At 27.8% G+C, this 16,188-nt stretch carries 18 protein-coding genes; 12 read left to right on the plus strand and 6 right to left on the minus strand.

Features of this window, described 5'->3' with window-relative positions; all coding sequences use genetic code 11:
* Window positions 1-695 precede the first annotated feature (695 nt).
* The 12 genes from OIU80_RS11625 (at window position 696) to OIU80_RS11680 (ending at window position 12,064) form a co-directional block, all read left to right on the plus strand.
* Window positions 696-1,469, plus strand: a complete 774-nt coding sequence (locus OIU80_RS11625; RefSeq protein WP_264287170.1) for a toxin-antitoxin system YwqK family antitoxin — start codon at window positions 696-698, stop codon at window positions 1,467-1,469.
* A 12-nt stretch (window positions 1,470-1,481) separates the two neighbouring features.
* Entirely contained in the window at window positions 1,482-2,693 is a 1,212-nt protein-coding gene (locus tag OIU80_RS11630; RefSeq protein WP_264287171.1) for a hypothetical protein, read from the plus strand.
* On the plus strand, window positions 2,668-3,009 hold the full coding sequence (locus OIU80_RS11635) for a hypothetical protein (protein ID WP_264287172.1): 342 nt from the start codon (window positions 2,668-2,670) through the stop codon (window positions 3,007-3,009). The genes OIU80_RS11630 and OIU80_RS11635 overlap by 26 nt, the downstream gene beginning before the upstream one ends.
* Entirely contained in the window at window positions 2,987-3,487 is a 501-nt protein-coding gene (locus tag OIU80_RS11640; RefSeq protein WP_264287173.1) for a PulJ/GspJ family protein, read from the plus strand. The genes OIU80_RS11635 and OIU80_RS11640 overlap by 23 nt, the downstream gene beginning before the upstream one ends.
* The gene (locus OIU80_RS11645) at window positions 3,487-4,605 is read left to right on the plus strand and encodes a type II secretion system F family protein (RefSeq protein ID WP_264287174.1); all 1,119 of its coding nucleotides are present in this window, start codon (window positions 3,487-3,489) and stop codon (window positions 4,603-4,605) included. The genes OIU80_RS11640 and OIU80_RS11645 overlap by 1 nt, the downstream gene beginning before the upstream one ends.
* Before the next feature lie 75 nt (window positions 4,606-4,680).
* On the plus strand, window positions 4,681-5,115 hold the full coding sequence (locus OIU80_RS11650; protein WP_264287175.1) for a type II secretion system protein: 435 nt from the start codon (window positions 4,681-4,683) through the stop codon (window positions 5,113-5,115).
* Between the two features lie 480 nt (window positions 5,116-5,595).
* Entirely contained in the window at window positions 5,596-7,002 is a 1,407-nt protein-coding gene (locus OIU80_RS11655) for a GspE/PulE family protein (protein ID WP_264287176.1), read from the plus strand.
* 4 nt (window positions 7,003-7,006) lie between these two features.
* Complete coding sequence (locus OIU80_RS11660; RefSeq protein WP_264287177.1) at window positions 7,007-8,914, plus strand: secretin N-terminal domain-containing protein; 1,908 nt, start codon at window positions 7,007-7,009, stop codon at window positions 8,912-8,914.
* Entirely contained in the window at window positions 8,914-10,101 is a 1,188-nt protein-coding gene (locus OIU80_RS11665; RefSeq protein ID WP_264287178.1) for a hypothetical protein, read from the plus strand. The genes OIU80_RS11660 and OIU80_RS11665 overlap by 1 nt, the downstream gene beginning before the upstream one ends.
* Window positions 10,094-10,618 carry a hypothetical protein gene (locus OIU80_RS11670; protein ID WP_264287179.1) on the plus strand — a complete coding sequence of 175 codons (525 nt, stop codon included), beginning with the start codon at window positions 10,094-10,096 and terminating at the stop codon, window positions 10,616-10,618. The genes OIU80_RS11665 and OIU80_RS11670 overlap by 8 nt, the downstream gene beginning before the upstream one ends.
* Complete coding sequence (locus OIU80_RS11675) at window positions 10,602-11,558, plus strand: hypothetical protein (RefSeq protein WP_264287180.1); 957 nt, start codon at window positions 10,602-10,604, stop codon at window positions 11,556-11,558. The genes OIU80_RS11670 and OIU80_RS11675 overlap by 17 nt, the downstream gene beginning before the upstream one ends.
* 2 nt (window positions 11,559-11,560) lie before the next feature.
* Window positions 11,561-12,064, plus strand: coding sequence for a hypothetical protein (locus OIU80_RS11680; protein WP_264287181.1), 504 nt, complete (start codon window positions 11,561-11,563; stop codon window positions 12,062-12,064).
* Window positions 12,065-12,391: 327 nt separating this feature from the next.
* On the opposite strand, the gene OIU80_RS11685 is transcribed toward OIU80_RS11680, so the two are convergent.
* The 6 genes from OIU80_RS11685 to OIU80_RS11710 all read right to left on the minus strand — a co-directional run bounded on the left by OIU80_RS11685 (window position 12,392) and on the right by OIU80_RS11710 (window position 16,184).
* Entirely contained in the window at window positions 12,392-12,844 is a 453-nt protein-coding gene (locus tag OIU80_RS11685) for a hypothetical protein (RefSeq protein ID WP_264287182.1), read from the minus strand.
* Window positions 12,845-12,938: 94 nt separating this feature from the next.
* Window positions 12,939-13,901 (minus strand): RHS repeat-associated core domain-containing protein, encoded by a 963-nt coding sequence (locus OIU80_RS11690; protein ID WP_264287183.1) that lies wholly within the window; start codon window positions 13,899-13,901, stop codon window positions 12,939-12,941.
* A 163-nt stretch (window positions 13,902-14,064) separates the two neighbouring features.
* Window positions 14,065-14,601 carry a hypothetical protein gene (locus OIU80_RS11695; protein WP_264287184.1) on the minus strand — a complete coding sequence of 179 codons (537 nt, stop codon included), beginning with the start codon at window positions 14,599-14,601 and terminating at the stop codon, window positions 14,065-14,067.
* 104 nt (window positions 14,602-14,705) lie between these two features.
* A complete protein-coding gene (locus tag OIU80_RS11700; protein WP_264287185.1) occupies window positions 14,706-15,068 on the minus strand; it encodes a hypothetical protein in 363 nt (120 codons plus the stop codon).
* A 53-nt stretch (window positions 15,069-15,121) separates the two neighbouring features.
* Complete coding sequence (locus OIU80_RS11705) at window positions 15,122-15,634, minus strand: hypothetical protein (protein WP_264287186.1); 513 nt, start codon at window positions 15,632-15,634, stop codon at window positions 15,122-15,124.
* Window positions 15,612-16,184, minus strand: coding sequence for a hypothetical protein (locus tag OIU80_RS11710; RefSeq protein WP_264287187.1), 573 nt, complete (start codon window positions 16,182-16,184; stop codon window positions 15,612-15,614). Before OIU80_RS11710 ends, OIU80_RS11705 begins: the two co-directional genes overlap by 23 nt.
* Window positions 16,185-16,188: the final 4 nt, after the last annotated feature.

The following is a 16,188-nucleotide window of genomic DNA, read 5'->3' on the forward strand; positions in this document are numbered from 1 at the left end:
TAGCAGGGTAAAATCCCTCTAAACCATCGCTATTTTGTCTTAAAGACAGATTAATATGTAGATTTTTTATTTTCATTTCGAGGGCAAATGTAGATCTTTTATTAATATAATTAAATAATCTTAATGTTATTAATCATAGTTTTAGATTATTTGTAAATTTTCACATAATTGTGATCATAAAATTTCTATTCTTTTTTCTGATTAACACCAATGGTTTTCGAGAAAAAATTATGAATTTATACCTTAATAATTTCAAAAAAACAGAAACTCCATGAAATCTATAAACATAAAACCAGATATTTTCTGAGGTGTAAAATACTTTTGGCGGAACGTTTCAAATCTCTACTTACAGATTCCGATTGAATCATAACTATTTAATTTGCAAATCCATAATTACATTGTCAAACAAAACTATCTTAAATTTTATGATCGTGATCCTTAAACTTAAACCTTTAAATACTTTTAGTTATATCCTCACATAACGGTATTTATTTAATTTTATGCATCCAAACATATAAAATTAGATATAATCAATATTATTTTATAAAAACAATTTTACTTACTAAAGGAATCATTATTATAGCTTATATAAATAATTAACTACATTTAAAACAAAATTAAAGAATAAAAAACCTACAAATATTTTTTTTAAAATAATAAAAAAACTACCTTGCCCTGCTTAATAAAAAAACTCATTGAAAACAATTATCCTTTCGCGTAATATTCTATTTTTTTTTGCATTTACACTGGTCTCTTTTTCTGACCCATATACTATAAAAAGAGTTTCTGATAAAAATTTTAGGTATGAATTTTATACTACAGATAAAAAAATAAAACCAAAAGAAAATAAAACTTATTATTGGTTCAAAGGTGGACTAATTCATGAATCTCAAGGAGGAGTTACTGGTGATTTACTAAACGGAAAATTTACTAAAACCTACCATAACAATAAATTAGCTAAACAAGGCGAGTTTAAAAATGGGCTTCGAGTGGGGGTTTGGAAAACTTGGCACACTAATGGTGTTTTAGCGACAACACAAGACTGGTACAAAGGTTTACGTTCAGGAAAATTTTTCAGATATGATGAAAATGGAAACCTAATAGAAAACGGAAAATTTACTGCAGATATTAAAACTGGGAAATGGATAAATAGAGAGAAGAAAGATACTCTTATGTACAAAAGAGGGGGTATTGTAATACAAAAACCATCTTTATCTAAATCTGAAAAATACAAATTAAAACAAGATACTAAAAAAATAGAAGCAAATAAGAAAGCTAAAAAAGAATTAGAAGTAACAAATGATGCAAAAAAACTAGCTAATTATAAAACCGAAACAAAAGAAGAAGAAAAAAAAGCGAAAGAAAACTTAAAAGAAGAAAAAACTATAGTAAAGAAACAATCCATTAATAAACCTAAGAAAGATTCAAAGATGAAGATTTTCTTTAAAAACATTTTAAAAAAAAAATAAAACAACATAAAAATGGTTAAAGCACATAGTTTATTATATGCTATTTATGTTTGCCTTATTGTCGCTATTCTTTGCGGGACATTATTGTATTTTGCTACTTTGTACAATCAACTTAACCTATATTACAATCTACAAGAAGAACTTTATATTCAAAATCAATCAGTTGTAAATTTTGCTTTAGGTAATAAAACTATCCCTGTACCAATTGAAATGGAGGAGTATTCAAACATTGAGGGTCATTATGAAACAAAACCCCATGGGTTACTTTCTCTTATTTTAGCTAAATCTTATATTGCAAATGATACAGTGACTTCGGTACATTTTGTAGGAGCACATACTTTTGATAAAACGGCCGTTTTTTTAACCAATTTATCTAAACCGCTTTCTTACTCAGGAAAAGTAACACTAGTCGGAAATAATCAATTACCAAGTCCTTTTATTGAAGCTTCTTATTTAAGTAATAACCAAAATAAACTTTTCCTTAAGGGAAAGAACACTGTTTCTGAGTCACAATTACCTACTATAAACCCAACATTTCAAAAAACATTACATGGGATAAAATCGAAAAAAACAAAATTAATAGATCTTGAAAAGGTCAAAGATTCCATGTATTACAACTCTTTTTTCAATGAAACGAAAGAAATACAGGTGAAATCAACTTTGGAAAATGTTATTTATAAAGGCAACTTCATTTTACGTTCTGAAGATTCTATCCGGATTAAAAAAAATGCTATCCTGGAAGATGTAATACTAATGGCTCCCAAAATAACTTTTGAAGAAGGTTTTAAAGGAACAGTTCAAGCTTTTTCCTCCAAAAGAATAGAGCTTGAAAAAAAAGTAATATTACATTATCCGTCGATAATATGCATTTATAATAATAATGCAGAAGAATGCGAAATAAAAATCAAGAAAGAATGTAAAATATCTGGTGCTATAGTTTTGTTCGGCAATCCCAAGGGGATGATTGATAAAAATTCTATTGAAATAGAAGAAGGCGGCCTATTAATCGGAGACTTATACTGTTCAGGGAAACTAATGCTCAAAAGTGATATTTATGGTGCTGTTTATACCAATCGATTTTTTCTAAAAACAACTTCCTCTTCTTATGACAATATGATTCAAGAAATTGAAATCAATGCCTTAAAACGTCCAAATTATTTCATTTCTATCCCTTTATTTGATACTAAAAAAACAACTTATGGCATTATTAAAAAAGTATTATAGATTTCAAGCCAATTCTATTTTAGAATCTGTTATAGCATTAACAATTATTTCGGTGTGCTTATATTTTTCTATTATAATTTTTGCAAGAGTCTACACTCCTAGTACATCAATAAGATTCTATACTACTCAAAATAAAGCAAACGAGTTGTTTTTTTTAAAAGAAATAAGAAATGATTCCTTATTAGAAGAAAATGAGAATTTCCAAATAGAAGAAGAAGTTTTAAATAACAATTTAAAAAAAATTTATATAACATCTAAAGACAGTGCACAATTTAAGTTTAAAAAAATTTTCTATGTACAAAACAATTCTCAATAGTCAAAATTCAATTCCAGCCTTTTCTATAATTGAAACTATCATAAGCATGGCAATAACTGCTATTATAATGGGTGTACTATTTGTCATTTTTTCGATCATAACAGGACGTACATTAGATTTTAAAAACCAAAATGAGTTAGTGAACGACACCAATCGATTGACATATAGCTTGAATAAAGATATTTTTGAAAAAGATAAAATGACGGTTTTAATGCGTGAAATTTATTTTGATGGATACTCTGGAGAAAAAATTACTTATCGATTTTCAGAAGATTATATTTTAAGAAACACTGAAACGTTTATCGATACTTTCCGAATTAAATTAAACACTATGATTCTGGATACAGTAAGAAGTGAATCAAAGCAGTCTGCTTTTCAAAAAATAAAACTAAAAATAGAATCTAATGAAGAAATAGTGGATTTACAATTTTACAAAAGAATTTATCCTAATGAATTATTACAAACCCTAAAGAAATAATGAGTATCGATTTAGCTACATATAAAACAAATAAATCTGGCAAAAAAGATTATAAGATAATAACGAAGTCTTTTCGTCTTTCCAAAAAACTTTCAGATAAAAAAAAGGAAGTTTTTTACAGAGAGCTGGGAATGCTTTTAAAGTCGGGGGTCGATTTTAAAAAATCATTAGAAATACTCGGTAACCAATCAAATAATAAATTCGAAAAAGAGATTATCCTTCAAATAAAAGAAAAAGTAGTTGAAGGAAAAAGTATCTATGAATCAATGCGAGAAAGCAATCAGTTTTCTGCTTACGAATTTTATAGCATTCAAATTGGCGAAGAAACAAGGAAACTAGAAGAAGTTCTGGGAGAACTTCAAAAGTATTTCAACCAAAAAATTCAGATGAAAAGACAAATCATTTCGGTAATGACCTATCCAACTATTGTTATGTTAGTTACAATTTTGGTGCTTTATTTTATGCTGAATAAAGTTGTTCCTATGTTTAGTTCTGTCTTTAAACAATTCGGGAGTGAATTACCCAAAAGTACTCAAATCATAATAAAAATATCTAACCATTCGGGAATAATTTTTTCAATTATAATGGGGATTATCATAAGTATGATATTCCTTCATGTACTTTTAAAAGAAACGCATCGCTATAGATTCTTTACTTCCAATATCGTTTTGAAAATTCCGTATTTTGGGAATTTGGTCCGTAAAATTTATATCTCACGTTTTTGCCAAGCAATGAACTTATTAATTACTTCTAAAACTACATTAATTAATTCATTGGCCTTAACATCTAAAATGATTAGTTTTTATCCGATTGAAGTTGCTATTTATCAAATAAAAGAAGACATAACAAAAGGAGCTTCCTTGAATGAGAGTTTAAAAAAACATGCTGTATTTGAAAACAAGATGGTTTCTATGGTCAAAGTAGCGGAGCAGATTAACCAGCTCGAAACTATGTTTGAGCGACTCACAGAACAATATAATGAGGAAATAAATTATCAAACCAAAATGATCGGTGTCATTTTAGAACCCTTAATTATTATTGTAATTGGGGCTATTGTAGGCGTGATTATGGTCTCTATGTATGCTCCAATGTTTGATTTAAGTAAAATTATAAATTAAGCAGCATACCCTCAAAATTCAATTTGTTTGCTTACAAGCCATTCCTTATTTTTTTAACGAATAAAAAACTATAAAATGATAAATAAAATTAAGAAAAATAATGCTTTTTTAAAAAAGAAAACTATAAAGGCTTACTCTTTAACAGAGATTTTAATTGTGTTGTGCATCATCGGCATATTATTACTCATGATTTTACCAAATCAAACTTCCGTTATTGGTCAGGCAAAAGCTATTGAGGCTCAGGCCATGCTCAATCAGGTTTACGGATTGGAGAAAAGTTATTTTTATAGACATTCTAAATATTCTAACAGCTTGGAGGAAATTGGTTTTGAGCAAGAAAAAACCGTCGATGAAGGAGGTCAAGCCATTTATAGAATTGAAATCATTGAAGCTTCTAATAATCATTTTTTAGCAAGAGCTACAGCAACATCTGATTTAGATGATGATGGGAATTTCAATACTTGGGAAATTGACAGTAAAAAAATATTAACCGAAGTAACAAAAGAATAAATTGAAAATGATCATAATCATATTATTTAGTTTCGCAATTGTTTTTGTTCAAGATTGGAAACATCGAGAGATACATCTTATTTTACCGATAGTAATTTTTTCTACATCTTTCTTTATGATCCCAGTTAAAAGTCTTAACCTATTTAAAATAATACTTTTTAATTCTAGTTTTTTTTTAATTACACTAGGCTTCTTAATTATTTATATGAGTTTCAAGTTAAAAAGATTCCTAAATCCCTTTCAGCATTATTTCGGATTAGGAGATTTATTATTTTATATTGCTGTCACTCCTTTGTTTTTGTTACAAAACTATATTTTGTTTTTTATACTTTCTATGTTGTTTGCGGTTGTTCTACAACTTAGTTTAAAGAAGATTCTCAAAGAACAAACAGTTCCTCTAGCTGGGTTTACAGCTTTATTTTTATGCATTATTATTTTGAAAGACTGTTTTTTACCCTTTCAAAAAATCACACTATTATAATGACACCAAATATCATAATACTTCCTGAAATTCGGCATGCTGTCTCCAATGATCTTGCAAATCAGTATCGGATATTACCTAAACTGATGCTTCAAGACACATTGGAATTATATGTTGATCATTCAAATAATGATGAAAATAATAAAGAAGAATTGGAACTTTTTTTAGGAAAAAAAATTATTTTTCATCCTATAGATACAATAGAAATTGAAAGAGCATTATCTATATATTATCGAAAAGAAAGATCATTAAATCCAAAAAAATCTTTAAATGTAGATAAAGGTGATTTTCTTGAAAATATATTTGATGAAGCAAAATCATTAAAATGCAGTGACATCCATTTCGAAGTTTACGAAGATTCATCGCGTATTCGTTTTAGAATTGATGGTCAATTAATTGAACGCTATAAAATAGAACGTGATAATTATCTTGAGTTAGTTAATAAAGTTAAGATTAAAGCTAAATTAAACATTACCGAAAAAAGACTTCCGCAAGACGGAAGGATAACCAACGAAGCGTTTGATATAAGGGTATCTATTTTACCAACCTTATTTGGCGAGAAAATAGTTATGCGTCTTTTAGGCCAAGACGCTTCGAATATAGATTTATCTACGCTGGGACTTCAGGAGGAAGAACTGGAAAAGTATCTCGAAGCAGTAAAAAAACCTAACGGAATCATATTGATAAGCGGACCAACTGGATCTGGAAAAACAACTACCCTTTATGCAACATTAAGATTACTAAATGACAGTCGAAGAAATATAGTTACAGTTGAAGATCCAATTGAATATACTTTAAAAGGGATTAATCAGGTACAATTAAAAGAAGATATAGGATTAACTTTTTCTTCGGCACTAAAATCATTTTTACGTCAGGATCCTGATGTCATTATGTTAGGAGAAATTCGTGATTCTGAAACTGCATTAATGGCTATTCGTTCCTCGTTAACTGGACATTTAGTTCTGTCAACTATACATACCAATTCAGCGATTGGAACTATTTCAAGGTTAATTGATATGGGAGTTCCTTCTTATTTAATTGCAGAAACTTTAAATTTATCTGTAGCTCAACGACTGATCCGAAAACTTTGCAATCATTGCAAAAAAGAAACAGTTTGTAATCCTAAAGATTTTCCGCTGAATTTTAAATTTCCACATCCCATTTTTTCTTATTACAAACCTGTAGGCTGCAATGAATGTTTTCATACAGGTTATAAAGGAAGAACAGCTATATACGAAGTTTTAACGATTGATTCTGTAACTATTGAGGCTATTAAAAATAATACGATTACAAAATTATATAGTGATTCTGAAAATTACAAATCATTATCTGAAAAAGCCTTTGAAATTTTAGTTGCTGGAGAAACATCTCTAGAAGAAATATATCCAATTTTAATAAATATATAATATAATGCTTAAACAGGTTATTTGCCTACTAGCCATACTGTTTTTAACAAATAGTATTCATGCTCAACAAGATATTAATGAATTGAGTAGAAAATTTGATGAACTCTCAATACGGAAAAAAGGGTTAAACGAAGTTATTAAAATTGATGTTTCAGGATTAACTTTACATGACTTTATTACATCCATAGCTGAAGAACATCAACTAAATACGGATGTTGATGTCGAACTGAACCAACCCATAAACAATACTTTTTTTGATGTAACGGTAAAAGATGTTTTTATACATCTTACACAAAAATATGACTTAGAAGTAAGTTTTATGAACAATATTATTGTTTTTAAAAAAAGAAAAATAGTACCTATTGTCGAGAAAAAGAAGCCTAAAATTATAGATGTGAGTTACAATCCACAAAATGATTTTTTATCTATTAAATTAGAAAATGATTCTCTTTCTGCTGTTGCAAAAGCGATTATAGATAAAACTAATAAAAATTTAGTAATAGCCCAGGATGCAAAAAACATAAAAGTTTCTTCTTATATTCTAAATCGCCCATTTGATCAAGTCATCGAAATGATGGCAAAATCTAACAACTTAACAGTCAATAAAAATGAAAATGAGTTTTATTATATAGAAAAAAATGAGGCTGAAAATACAAGTACTGGAATAAAAAGCACTCAAAAACCGAAACAACCTAAAGCAAGTATAGGTGTGCCAGGGTTTTACGAAATCAATCTTAACAAAAATGGTTTTCTACAAATAAATGCCTATATCGCAGATGCTTCTGATTTGTTAACCGAAGCTGCAGAAAAGCTTCATATTAATTATTTTTTGTATGATAAACCTGAAAATCAAAAAACGACACTATCAGCTGATAATATCACTTTTGATGATTTATTAGAACATATCTTTAAGGGTAAAAAATATACTTATAAAAAACAAGATAATTTTTATTTAATAGGAGAAGAAGCTACTGAAGGATTAAGAGTAACAGAGGTGATACAATTAGAAAATCGATCTATTGAAGCCGTTATTAATACACTACCAAAAGTATTCACAGAAAAATTAGAAATAAAGGAGTTTATCGAATTAAATGGGTTGATTGTTTCAGGATCAAGATCTATTCTCGATGAATTAAAAATGTATATTAAACAGATTGACAAGGTAGTTCCAATGGTACAAATTGAGGTAATTATCGTGCAGTATAATAAATCATATGATGTTCAAACGGGAATGAAAGCAGGCTTAGACAAAATAAACGCAACTCAAACAAAAGGAGTATTATTTCCTAGTACTGATGTTACTTTAAACGGATCATCAGTAAATAGTCTGATTGATGCTTTCAATGGTTTTGGATTATTTAAATTAGGAAAAGTAACCGAAGCTTTTTACCTCAACCTAAAATTACTTGAAAATAATTCTATTTTAAAAATAGAATCAACACCTAAGATAGCTACAATTAGTGGACATGAAGCAAAATTATCTATTGGTGAAACCAGCTATTACTTTGAGCAAAATAACAGGCTTATAAATAATTCTATTGGGAATGATATTTTAAACTCAGGAACATGGAAATCAACAGATGCTAATTTGAGTGTAACAATAAAACCATATGTTTCTACTGATGAAAATGTAACACTCACCATTGCTGTTGAAAAAAGTTCTTTTTTAGCTAGAATGGGAGAAGATGCTCCTCCTGGAAAAGCCACTCAAAAATTTGAATCATTAGTAAGGGTCAAAAATGGAGAAATGATTTTATTAGGCGGTTTAGATGAATTAAAAAAAGAAAACTCTGGTTCAGGTACACCACTATTATCTAGAATTCCACTTATAAAATGGTTTTTCAGCAGTAGAAAAAAAGGCAAAAGCGATTCTAAACTTCATATTTTTATTAAACCAACCGTAATTTATTGATGTTAGCAATACTATCTAAATTCATAAAGTTAAACAACTTAAATGTTGTTGGAGTGATCAAAAAAGATGATTATGAAATCTATAACTTGCTTACAATACAAAAAAAAGCAGACAAGATTTCTATTGTTTCTCAACAAACATTTGACTCTTTTGAAAAATTAATAAGGATGTCAGATCATAAAAAGCCACTTCTAATAGTAATAGAGGGAAAAGGGGTCCTAAACAAAGAAATAGATTATACTAATGAAATGGATATAAATTGGCAAAAAAACGTTGATTTAAACACTATTTATTATACTGATGTTAAAGGATTAAACTCAAACTTTATTAGTTTTTGCAGAAAAAATATCGTTGATGAAACCATAATGAAATTTCAAAAAAAAGATTTTCACGTTCTTGATGTTTATGTTGGTTCTTTTTTATCCGCTTTATTAAATACTATTCTAAAAAAAGAAAATCTTATTTCGACTGATCTGCATTTAGAGTTTGAAAATGAAAAAATAGTCCGTTTTACCAAACAGGATACAATAATAAAAGCAGAAACATACAAGATCGGAGATGACACTGTTTCGAATACCTTCTTACCTTTATATGGCGTTGTCATTCATTTTTTTGTGCAGCCAAAAGAGGTTTCAAAAACCATCAATATCACTTTAAATAGTGATGAATTAATTTATAAAAAAGCGTTCCGTTTTTTTGGAATAACCATGTTAGTTGGTTTTCTAACTGCATTATTGATAAGCTATTTTATGACACAATATTACGCGAGCAAGAATGATGAACTCAATCTTCATACAGTATATTCAAATCAGTCTTATCAATTCATATTGGATTTAGAAAAAGAAAAAGAAAAAAAAATTGGAGTTTTAAAAGAATCTGGTTTTTTGTCTTCTAAATTTCTCTCTTATTATGGATACGAAATTATTAAAACAATACCAGCTGCCATTTCTTTGAATGAATTAAATATTATTCCAATAAAAAAAGAATACAAGGAGAATAAAAAAATATTTTTTGAAAATAATATTGTCTTAGTCAAAGGAGAAACCTTCGAAGAAGCTTCCTTTAATAAATGGCTAGAAGACTTAAAAAAGATGAATTGGGTACAACGTTTTGAAATTATAAGTTTAAAAAAAGACAAAAACAACAAATCGATATTCGAAATAAAAATCACGCTTAAAAATGTTTGAAAAATACTCTTATAAACAAAAAATTCATGCTTTGATAGTGCTTTTTTTTATGTTGTCGATTGTAGCTTACAAAAGATCATTCCATAATTTATTTGAAGTAATCACCACATATAAAACTACCTCAAAAAAAGCAGATGATATCAATACAAAAACAAAAAACATTGATAGTTTAATCAAAGATGTTGCCTATTTAGATAAGATAATTGGCAAAGAAGGAATAACAAAAGAAATAGTACAGCTGGGTATTGTAAGCTTTGCGTCTAAAAATGCACCTGAGGTTTCAATTAGTGATTTACAACCCATACATGATTACCCAGAAGATGATTATCATATTATTACCAACCAGTTAGACATAACAGGAAACGCTGATCAACTACTAAAATTAGCTTATGATTTTGAGAAAAAATTTAATTTATCGAGAATAGTAAGTATGAATTTTTATATAACAAAAAAAAACAATAAATCTGAAGTTTTACATTTAAAAATGATTTTTCAAAATTATGAAAACAATAAATAAAATAATATTGATTGCTACATTAGCAATCCTAACTTATTCCTGCGAAGATATTTTTGAACAAGATATTAGTAACGATACTATTCAAATTATTTCGCCATCAAAAGAGGCCAAAATAGAAAGTAATGTGGTAAAATTTAAATGGAACACTACTAAAGCAGCTGATAAATATCGCATTCAAATATTTGAGTCCGATCAGATTTTGCTACTCGATTCGTTAACGACTAAAACAAGTATAACATTGCCTTTAAAAGCTGGAAATTATATTTGGAGAGTTAGAGGTGAAAATTATGGCTATCAATCAATATATTCTTTTCCTTCTTATTTTTCTACAACAATTCCTAATGATTTGACAGATCAACAAGTTATTTTATTAAATCCTCAAAACAATAAGTTTGTAAACACTATAAATGTTAGCTTAAACTGGGAGTCCATGGATAAGGCTACGAGCTATAGTGTTAAAGTTATAAACACCTTAACGAGTCAGGAAATGCACAGTAAAGATGCTGTAACAGAAACCTCTGTAACACTTAATGTTCTTAACTTAGTTGATGCCAATTATCAATGGAGAGTAAAAGCTAAAAATACAAATTCTGAAACTAAACAGTATTCTGCACGAAATTTCAGCATTGATACGACTATACCTAATCAACCCAAAAATATAAGTCCTGTTACTAATTCTACTTATACATCAAATTCAAATATTAATTTTATCTGGAATATTGCAACAGATACAGGGAACATAAAATCTCCTATTTCCTATGTAGTAGAATTTTCAAATGATATTGACTTTGCTACGGTTATTCGAACTCAAAATAGTATTTCTACAACACTTCAACAAACTTTTTCAACAATTGGAGTGTATTATTGGAGAGTAAAAGCAATTGATGAGGCTGGAAATATTGGCACCAATAGCACTGGTTTTAAGCTCACTATAAATTAGATATGGCTAAAAAGAAAATAAATATAATTTTAATTATAATAGTTTTAGGACTTTGGGGAACTGCAGGTTATAGAACCTTTATTCGTGATTTTTTTGAAAACAAAATAATTCATGAACAACAAAATCAAAAGAATGATTTTGTTGTTCATCAAATAAATAAAGATACTTTTAAATTGGAAAAAATAAACCGAGATCCATTTCTTAATAAACAATTTCATAGCAATGTTATTGTTCCTAAAAAACAGGTTTCAAGCTATTCGAGTTTCACTCCTGTAAGCCCAAAGCCCAAACCGAATCTAAACTGGCCTGAACTTTCTTATTACGGATATATTCAGTCAAAGAATCAAGAACTGGTATTATTAAAAGTAGATTCGAAATTATATAAATTAAAACTTAATGTTCCTATAAATGGCCTTACAGTTAAGAAAATTTATAAAGATTCTGTTGCTGTTTTTTATAATTCTGGAATCAAAATAATTCGATTAAAACAGCCACGAAACAGATAAAAACTAATTACTAAAGAACGGTTACAACTGGAGCTAATAATCTGTATCGATTATTTAGGACTAGTCATTTTTTTAATATTAACTCAATACTAACTTCTCTTACTAAAACATATCTTATCTCTATACTCAAAATCTTCTTTAACGAAATCCTTTTGTTAAAATAAAACGAGCATTTTTTGTAACCAAATACAGATAGATGTTATATTTCTCATATGAAAATCTATCAGAGAAAAACGATTAACTCATCTAATCGATGGCTTTTTCTATTATAAAACCTAATACCAGAATCATATCCAGTATTAGGTTTCCTTATTTTAATAGATGCCCTTATCTTTTTAGACTTTCTTCATACTCTTGAGGTGTATTATATTTCAACATAGAACGCATTGCTTCAATATAAGTATCCTCATTATCCAAACTTAATTGTATTATGTAAGATTCTCCTGTATCTTGAATTGTATCAATATGCATATTATAAATACCATCAAATCTCTTTTCTTCACAATTTCGAATATTAATTCTCAAGGTATTGATATCTTTAAAAACCTTGTAATCAGAAGAGACAGACCTAATTTCGCTATTATCTCTTTTAGTTATCCGTAAATGATTATGATTTTCAAAACCTATTACATCATATCTTTTTAGAGTTAAATCCTCATTCTTATAACAAAATTTTTCAATACTCCATTCACCTTTTATCATATCAAAATATATATTTTTTTGATTGGTACTACAAGAAACTATTGCATAGAATAAAATAAATACTAATATCTTTTTCATATCTTAATTCGATTTTTTAACTGGTATGGAAGTATCTGAATTTTCAACAGGAACAGTCCAGCTATTTACATTATTAATTTGTTCGACCTGAGCTTTAGAATTTAGCAACAGGAAGAGATACTTCATTAATAATTTTTTCAGCTGCTTCTCTTATTTTTCTTCCTTCATTTCCATTTCCTCCAAACAACACAATATTTGCAATATCGGTCATATCTTTGATGTTTACATTTTCTTTTTTGATTATGCCCTTTTTAACAGCATATTTCAAATCACTCAAAACTTGACCGACAATCGGATTGTTAGAATTTAAAACTTTTCCACTCCAACTATCTTTTATTTCCCACGAAAGCACCTGTTTATCAAGAGCCATTTTATCATCAACCATAGCTTTCGTATCTATAAAATCTTTTATTCCTTTATAAATATCATAAGTTAATAAGATAGCCATTGCACCTCCTATTGCAGGCATTGGTGTCAGTTCATAAGTTTTACCGAATGATGAGTTTGAAACAAAACTTTTCTTTCCAAATTTTTGTCTTCTATCAATTTGTCCATTTCCTTTGTTAAAGCGTACATCTTTATTAACTTGATAATTACTATCTTTAAAGGTATCATCACTATTACCACTAAGATTATCAACATTATTATAACCCTCTGTTAATCCAAAGACATTTCTTGATGCTTCACCACTAGTAGCAAATTTCACCATAGGAAAACTTTCTTTATATGTTCTTTGAAAATTATCGTTAAAATTCTCCAGTTTTAATTGAAGTCTTCCAGATGTAAATTCAACCCTTGCTTCATGGAAACTTAGGTACTCCAATCCTTCCAATTCCATTCCATCAATAACTCTGTTCTCACTAAAGGCATAAGGTGAGTTATGAGGATATAATCTAGTCAGCGGGTCTATTGATAAAAACCTACCCACTCTCGGGTCATGCATTCTAAAGGTATAATTCAACGAATTTCCTTCCCCTTTTAAATCATCATCTTTTTCCTGACCTTGGAAGCCGTAACGATATTCGTTGATATTGCCATGTCTTGTTGGGACTTGCATACCAAAAGGATAACACCTTATACTCTTTTCAAAGACCTTATAAAAACTGCTTTACTTTCTTAACTTCTACCATACACCAAAACCTAATACCAGAATCATATCCAATATTAATTTTGACATTTGAAAAACAAAGCAAATACCGATACATATGATACATTAGCAATTATTTTGTCGTACCCTTATCCTCTCTATCACTTTTTTTACTCTCGATAAATTTTGCGATTTGTTTACTATTTGTCATTAATAGATACCCAATTATTATTTTAATAAAATTAAAAAGTATCCACCTTGCATTGGAATAATCTTTAGGTGGGCTTCTTTCCTGAAAAAAAACAAAGACATCTTTTACTAGAGTTGGAATACTTTCTATTAACATTATCCCACCGATTACAATTGTTGCAATTGAAATGATTGTAAAACTTTGTGAATCTAATTCTATATGCTGATTTTCAAAATTATTATCTAATTTTAGTTTACCAATTATCCAAGAAGTTTTAAACAAGCATATTCTAATTACAAAATAATAGATTACTAAAACTACTAACAGAATTAGATTTAATATTATAAGGCTTTCAATATCTCCGCTTTCATAAGCGTAATACATCGTTGAAAACCATTGTGGGATAATTGTTAAAGCTCCTAAAGCCAAAAGCATACCAAAAATTTTTATTACTATAGTCCAAAATGTTTTGATTGTCATTTATACTTTTTTTATTTACTGTTTTGTTTTTCATTCGATTCATGTTACACATTCTTTTTTTTTAAAATAAAATGTAACAATAAGATTATATTGGTAAAACCGACTTATTTATATTTAAACCCAGCCTTAACAATCTCTATTGAATCCGTGACTTCTTGGTCTAAATGTATTTTAGAATACTTAGGGTCAACACTTGATAAATCAACTCTATAATATCTATTTATTGTTTTTCTCATATCATTAGAAACATAATCCCCAGAATAATATTTTTCTTGATTGAAGAAAAAATAAAACCGTGCATAAGTATAAGTCTTTCCTGATTTTATTTCATACACTTTGGCAATTGTAGTGAATTTACTTTTATTAATCATTTCATTATTCTTGCTTTCATCTCTATTTGACAGATATATAAAAAAGACCATTGTTAAACAAAAAAGAGTGCCTAATATTTTTTCAGTTCTAGTCATTATGTTAAAATTTAGAATTAATGTCTTTATTTCTATCAAATGACTATTACCGCTTATAATTTCGGCAGTTTATTATTCTCAATCCCTCCTGAAATATGCAGTTTTTCATCTGCTCGATAAATTAGATAAAAAAAGCTTTTACATTCTTCCTTATCTATAAAATAGGATAACTGTTTATTTTTATTAGATTTAATCAATTGATTTTTTTTCTCATATAACTTATTTACCATATCCTCAAATAATTCCTGATTTCCAATAAAGTCAAAATGATAACTTACCAAAGAATCATTAAGAAAAGTAAAATAATAATCAGTTTTTATTCTTTCTCCATTATAAATAATTGAATCTGAATATGTAAATGAATGAAAATTACCTATGTCATTTTCTCCTTTTTTAAGATTCAACGGAGTGATTTTTTTCTTTAAATCATAAATATTTATACCTAGTTTTTCATCTTTAACTCCTAGCATGGAAAAATTTGAATAGCAAGATGTTTCTTTTTCTTTATGATTACATGAAATAAAAAATGATAGTATTAAAACATTAAGACATAAGACTCTTTTCATAATATGCGTATTTTTTTAAGAAATCTAAATCAAAGAAGAAATCATTATAATTATTCTTATTGACATAGATAAAAGTTTTTTTATAATTGAATAGGTAGATTTCAAAATTTTTAACATCCATTCTAAAAGGCTCACTAATAAAGGATACATCCTTATTTGATATTTTAACGATAAATTTTAACCTAATTAACAAAATTTCTTTTGGTCTTTTATCATTTGAAAAAAACAAACTATCATAGAAATATAACAATGAACTTCTCGATTCTACTTTAGATAAAATATGGTTTGAAGTTATAATTTCACATTTATTAAAATCTACTTTTACTTTCAACCCTTTATTTTTCAATCCTAACTTACCTCTAGCAGAAACATTATTTACATTGTTTAAATCATTTTGTATGCTCATTTTTATTAAAAGGAAACTTATAAGAACTAAAATACTACCAATAAGTATAAACGTAAATTTTAAATAAAAACTAACGATACTAAGAGTAGTGCCAATAATGAGTAAAAAGCCAAGGCTAAATAACAAAATAGATAATCGTGCCATAATT

The organism is Flavobacterium frigoritolerans (genome assembly GCF_025847275.1).
Taxonomy (GTDB): Bacteria; Bacteroidota; Bacteroidia; order Flavobacteriales; family Flavobacteriaceae; genus Flavobacterium; species Flavobacterium frigoritolerans.

Bases quoted from the DNA above. Each gene is read 5' to 3' on its own strand.
- OIU80_RS11630 (WP_264287171.1), top strand. From the start codon at position 1,482: ATGGTTAAAGCACATAGTTTATTATATGCTATTTATGTTTGCCTTATT.
- OIU80_RS11635 (WP_264287172.1), top strand. From the start codon at position 2,668: ATGGCATTATTAAAAAAGTATTATAGATTTCAAGCCAATTCTATTTTA.
- OIU80_RS11640 (WP_264287173.1), top strand. From the start codon at position 2,987: ATGTACAAAACAATTCTCAATAGTCAAAATTCAATTCCAGCCTTTTCT.
- OIU80_RS11645 (WP_264287174.1), top strand. From the start codon at position 3,487: ATGAGTATCGATTTAGCTACATATAAAACAAATAAATCTGGCAAAAAA.
- OIU80_RS11650 (WP_264287175.1), top strand. From the start codon at position 4,681: ATGATAAATAAAATTAAGAAAAATAATGCTTTTTTAAAAAAGAAAACT.
- OIU80_RS11655 (WP_264287176.1), top strand. From the start codon at position 5,596: ATGACACCAAATATCATAATACTTCCTGAAATTCGGCATGCTGTCTCC.
- OIU80_RS11660 (WP_264287177.1), top strand. From the start codon at position 7,007: ATGCTTAAACAGGTTATTTGCCTACTAGCCATACTGTTTTTAACAAAT.
- OIU80_RS11665 (WP_264287178.1), top strand. From the start codon at position 8,914: ATGTTAGCAATACTATCTAAATTCATAAAGTTAAACAACTTAAATGTT.
- OIU80_RS11670 (WP_264287179.1), top strand. From the start codon at position 10,094: ATGTTTGAAAAATACTCTTATAAACAAAAAATTCATGCTTTGATAGTG.
- OIU80_RS11675 (WP_264287180.1), top strand. From the start codon at position 10,602: ATGAAAACAATAAATAAAATAATATTGATTGCTACATTAGCAATCCTA.
- OIU80_RS11680 (WP_264287181.1), top strand. From the start codon at position 11,561: ATGGCTAAAAAGAAAATAAATATAATTTTAATTATAATAGTTTTAGGA.
- OIU80_RS11685 (WP_264287182.1), bottom strand. From the start codon at position 12,844: ATGAAAAAGATATTAGTATTTATTTTATTCTATGCAATAGTTTCTTGT.
- OIU80_RS11690 (WP_264287183.1), bottom strand. From the start codon at position 13,901: ATGCAAGTCCCAACAAGACATGGCAATATCAACGAATATCGTTACGGC.
- OIU80_RS11695 (WP_264287184.1), bottom strand. From the start codon at position 14,601: ATGACAATCAAAACATTTTGGACTATAGTAATAAAAATTTTTGGTATG.
- OIU80_RS11700 (WP_264287185.1), bottom strand. From the start codon at position 15,068: ATGACTAGAACTGAAAAAATATTAGGCACTCTTTTTTGTTTAACAATG.
- OIU80_RS11705 (WP_264287186.1), bottom strand. From the start codon at position 15,634: ATGAAAAGAGTCTTATGTCTTAATGTTTTAATACTATCATTTTTTATT.
- OIU80_RS11710 (WP_264287187.1), bottom strand. From the start codon at position 16,184: ATGGCACGATTATCTATTTTGTTATTTAGCCTTGGCTTTTTACTCATT.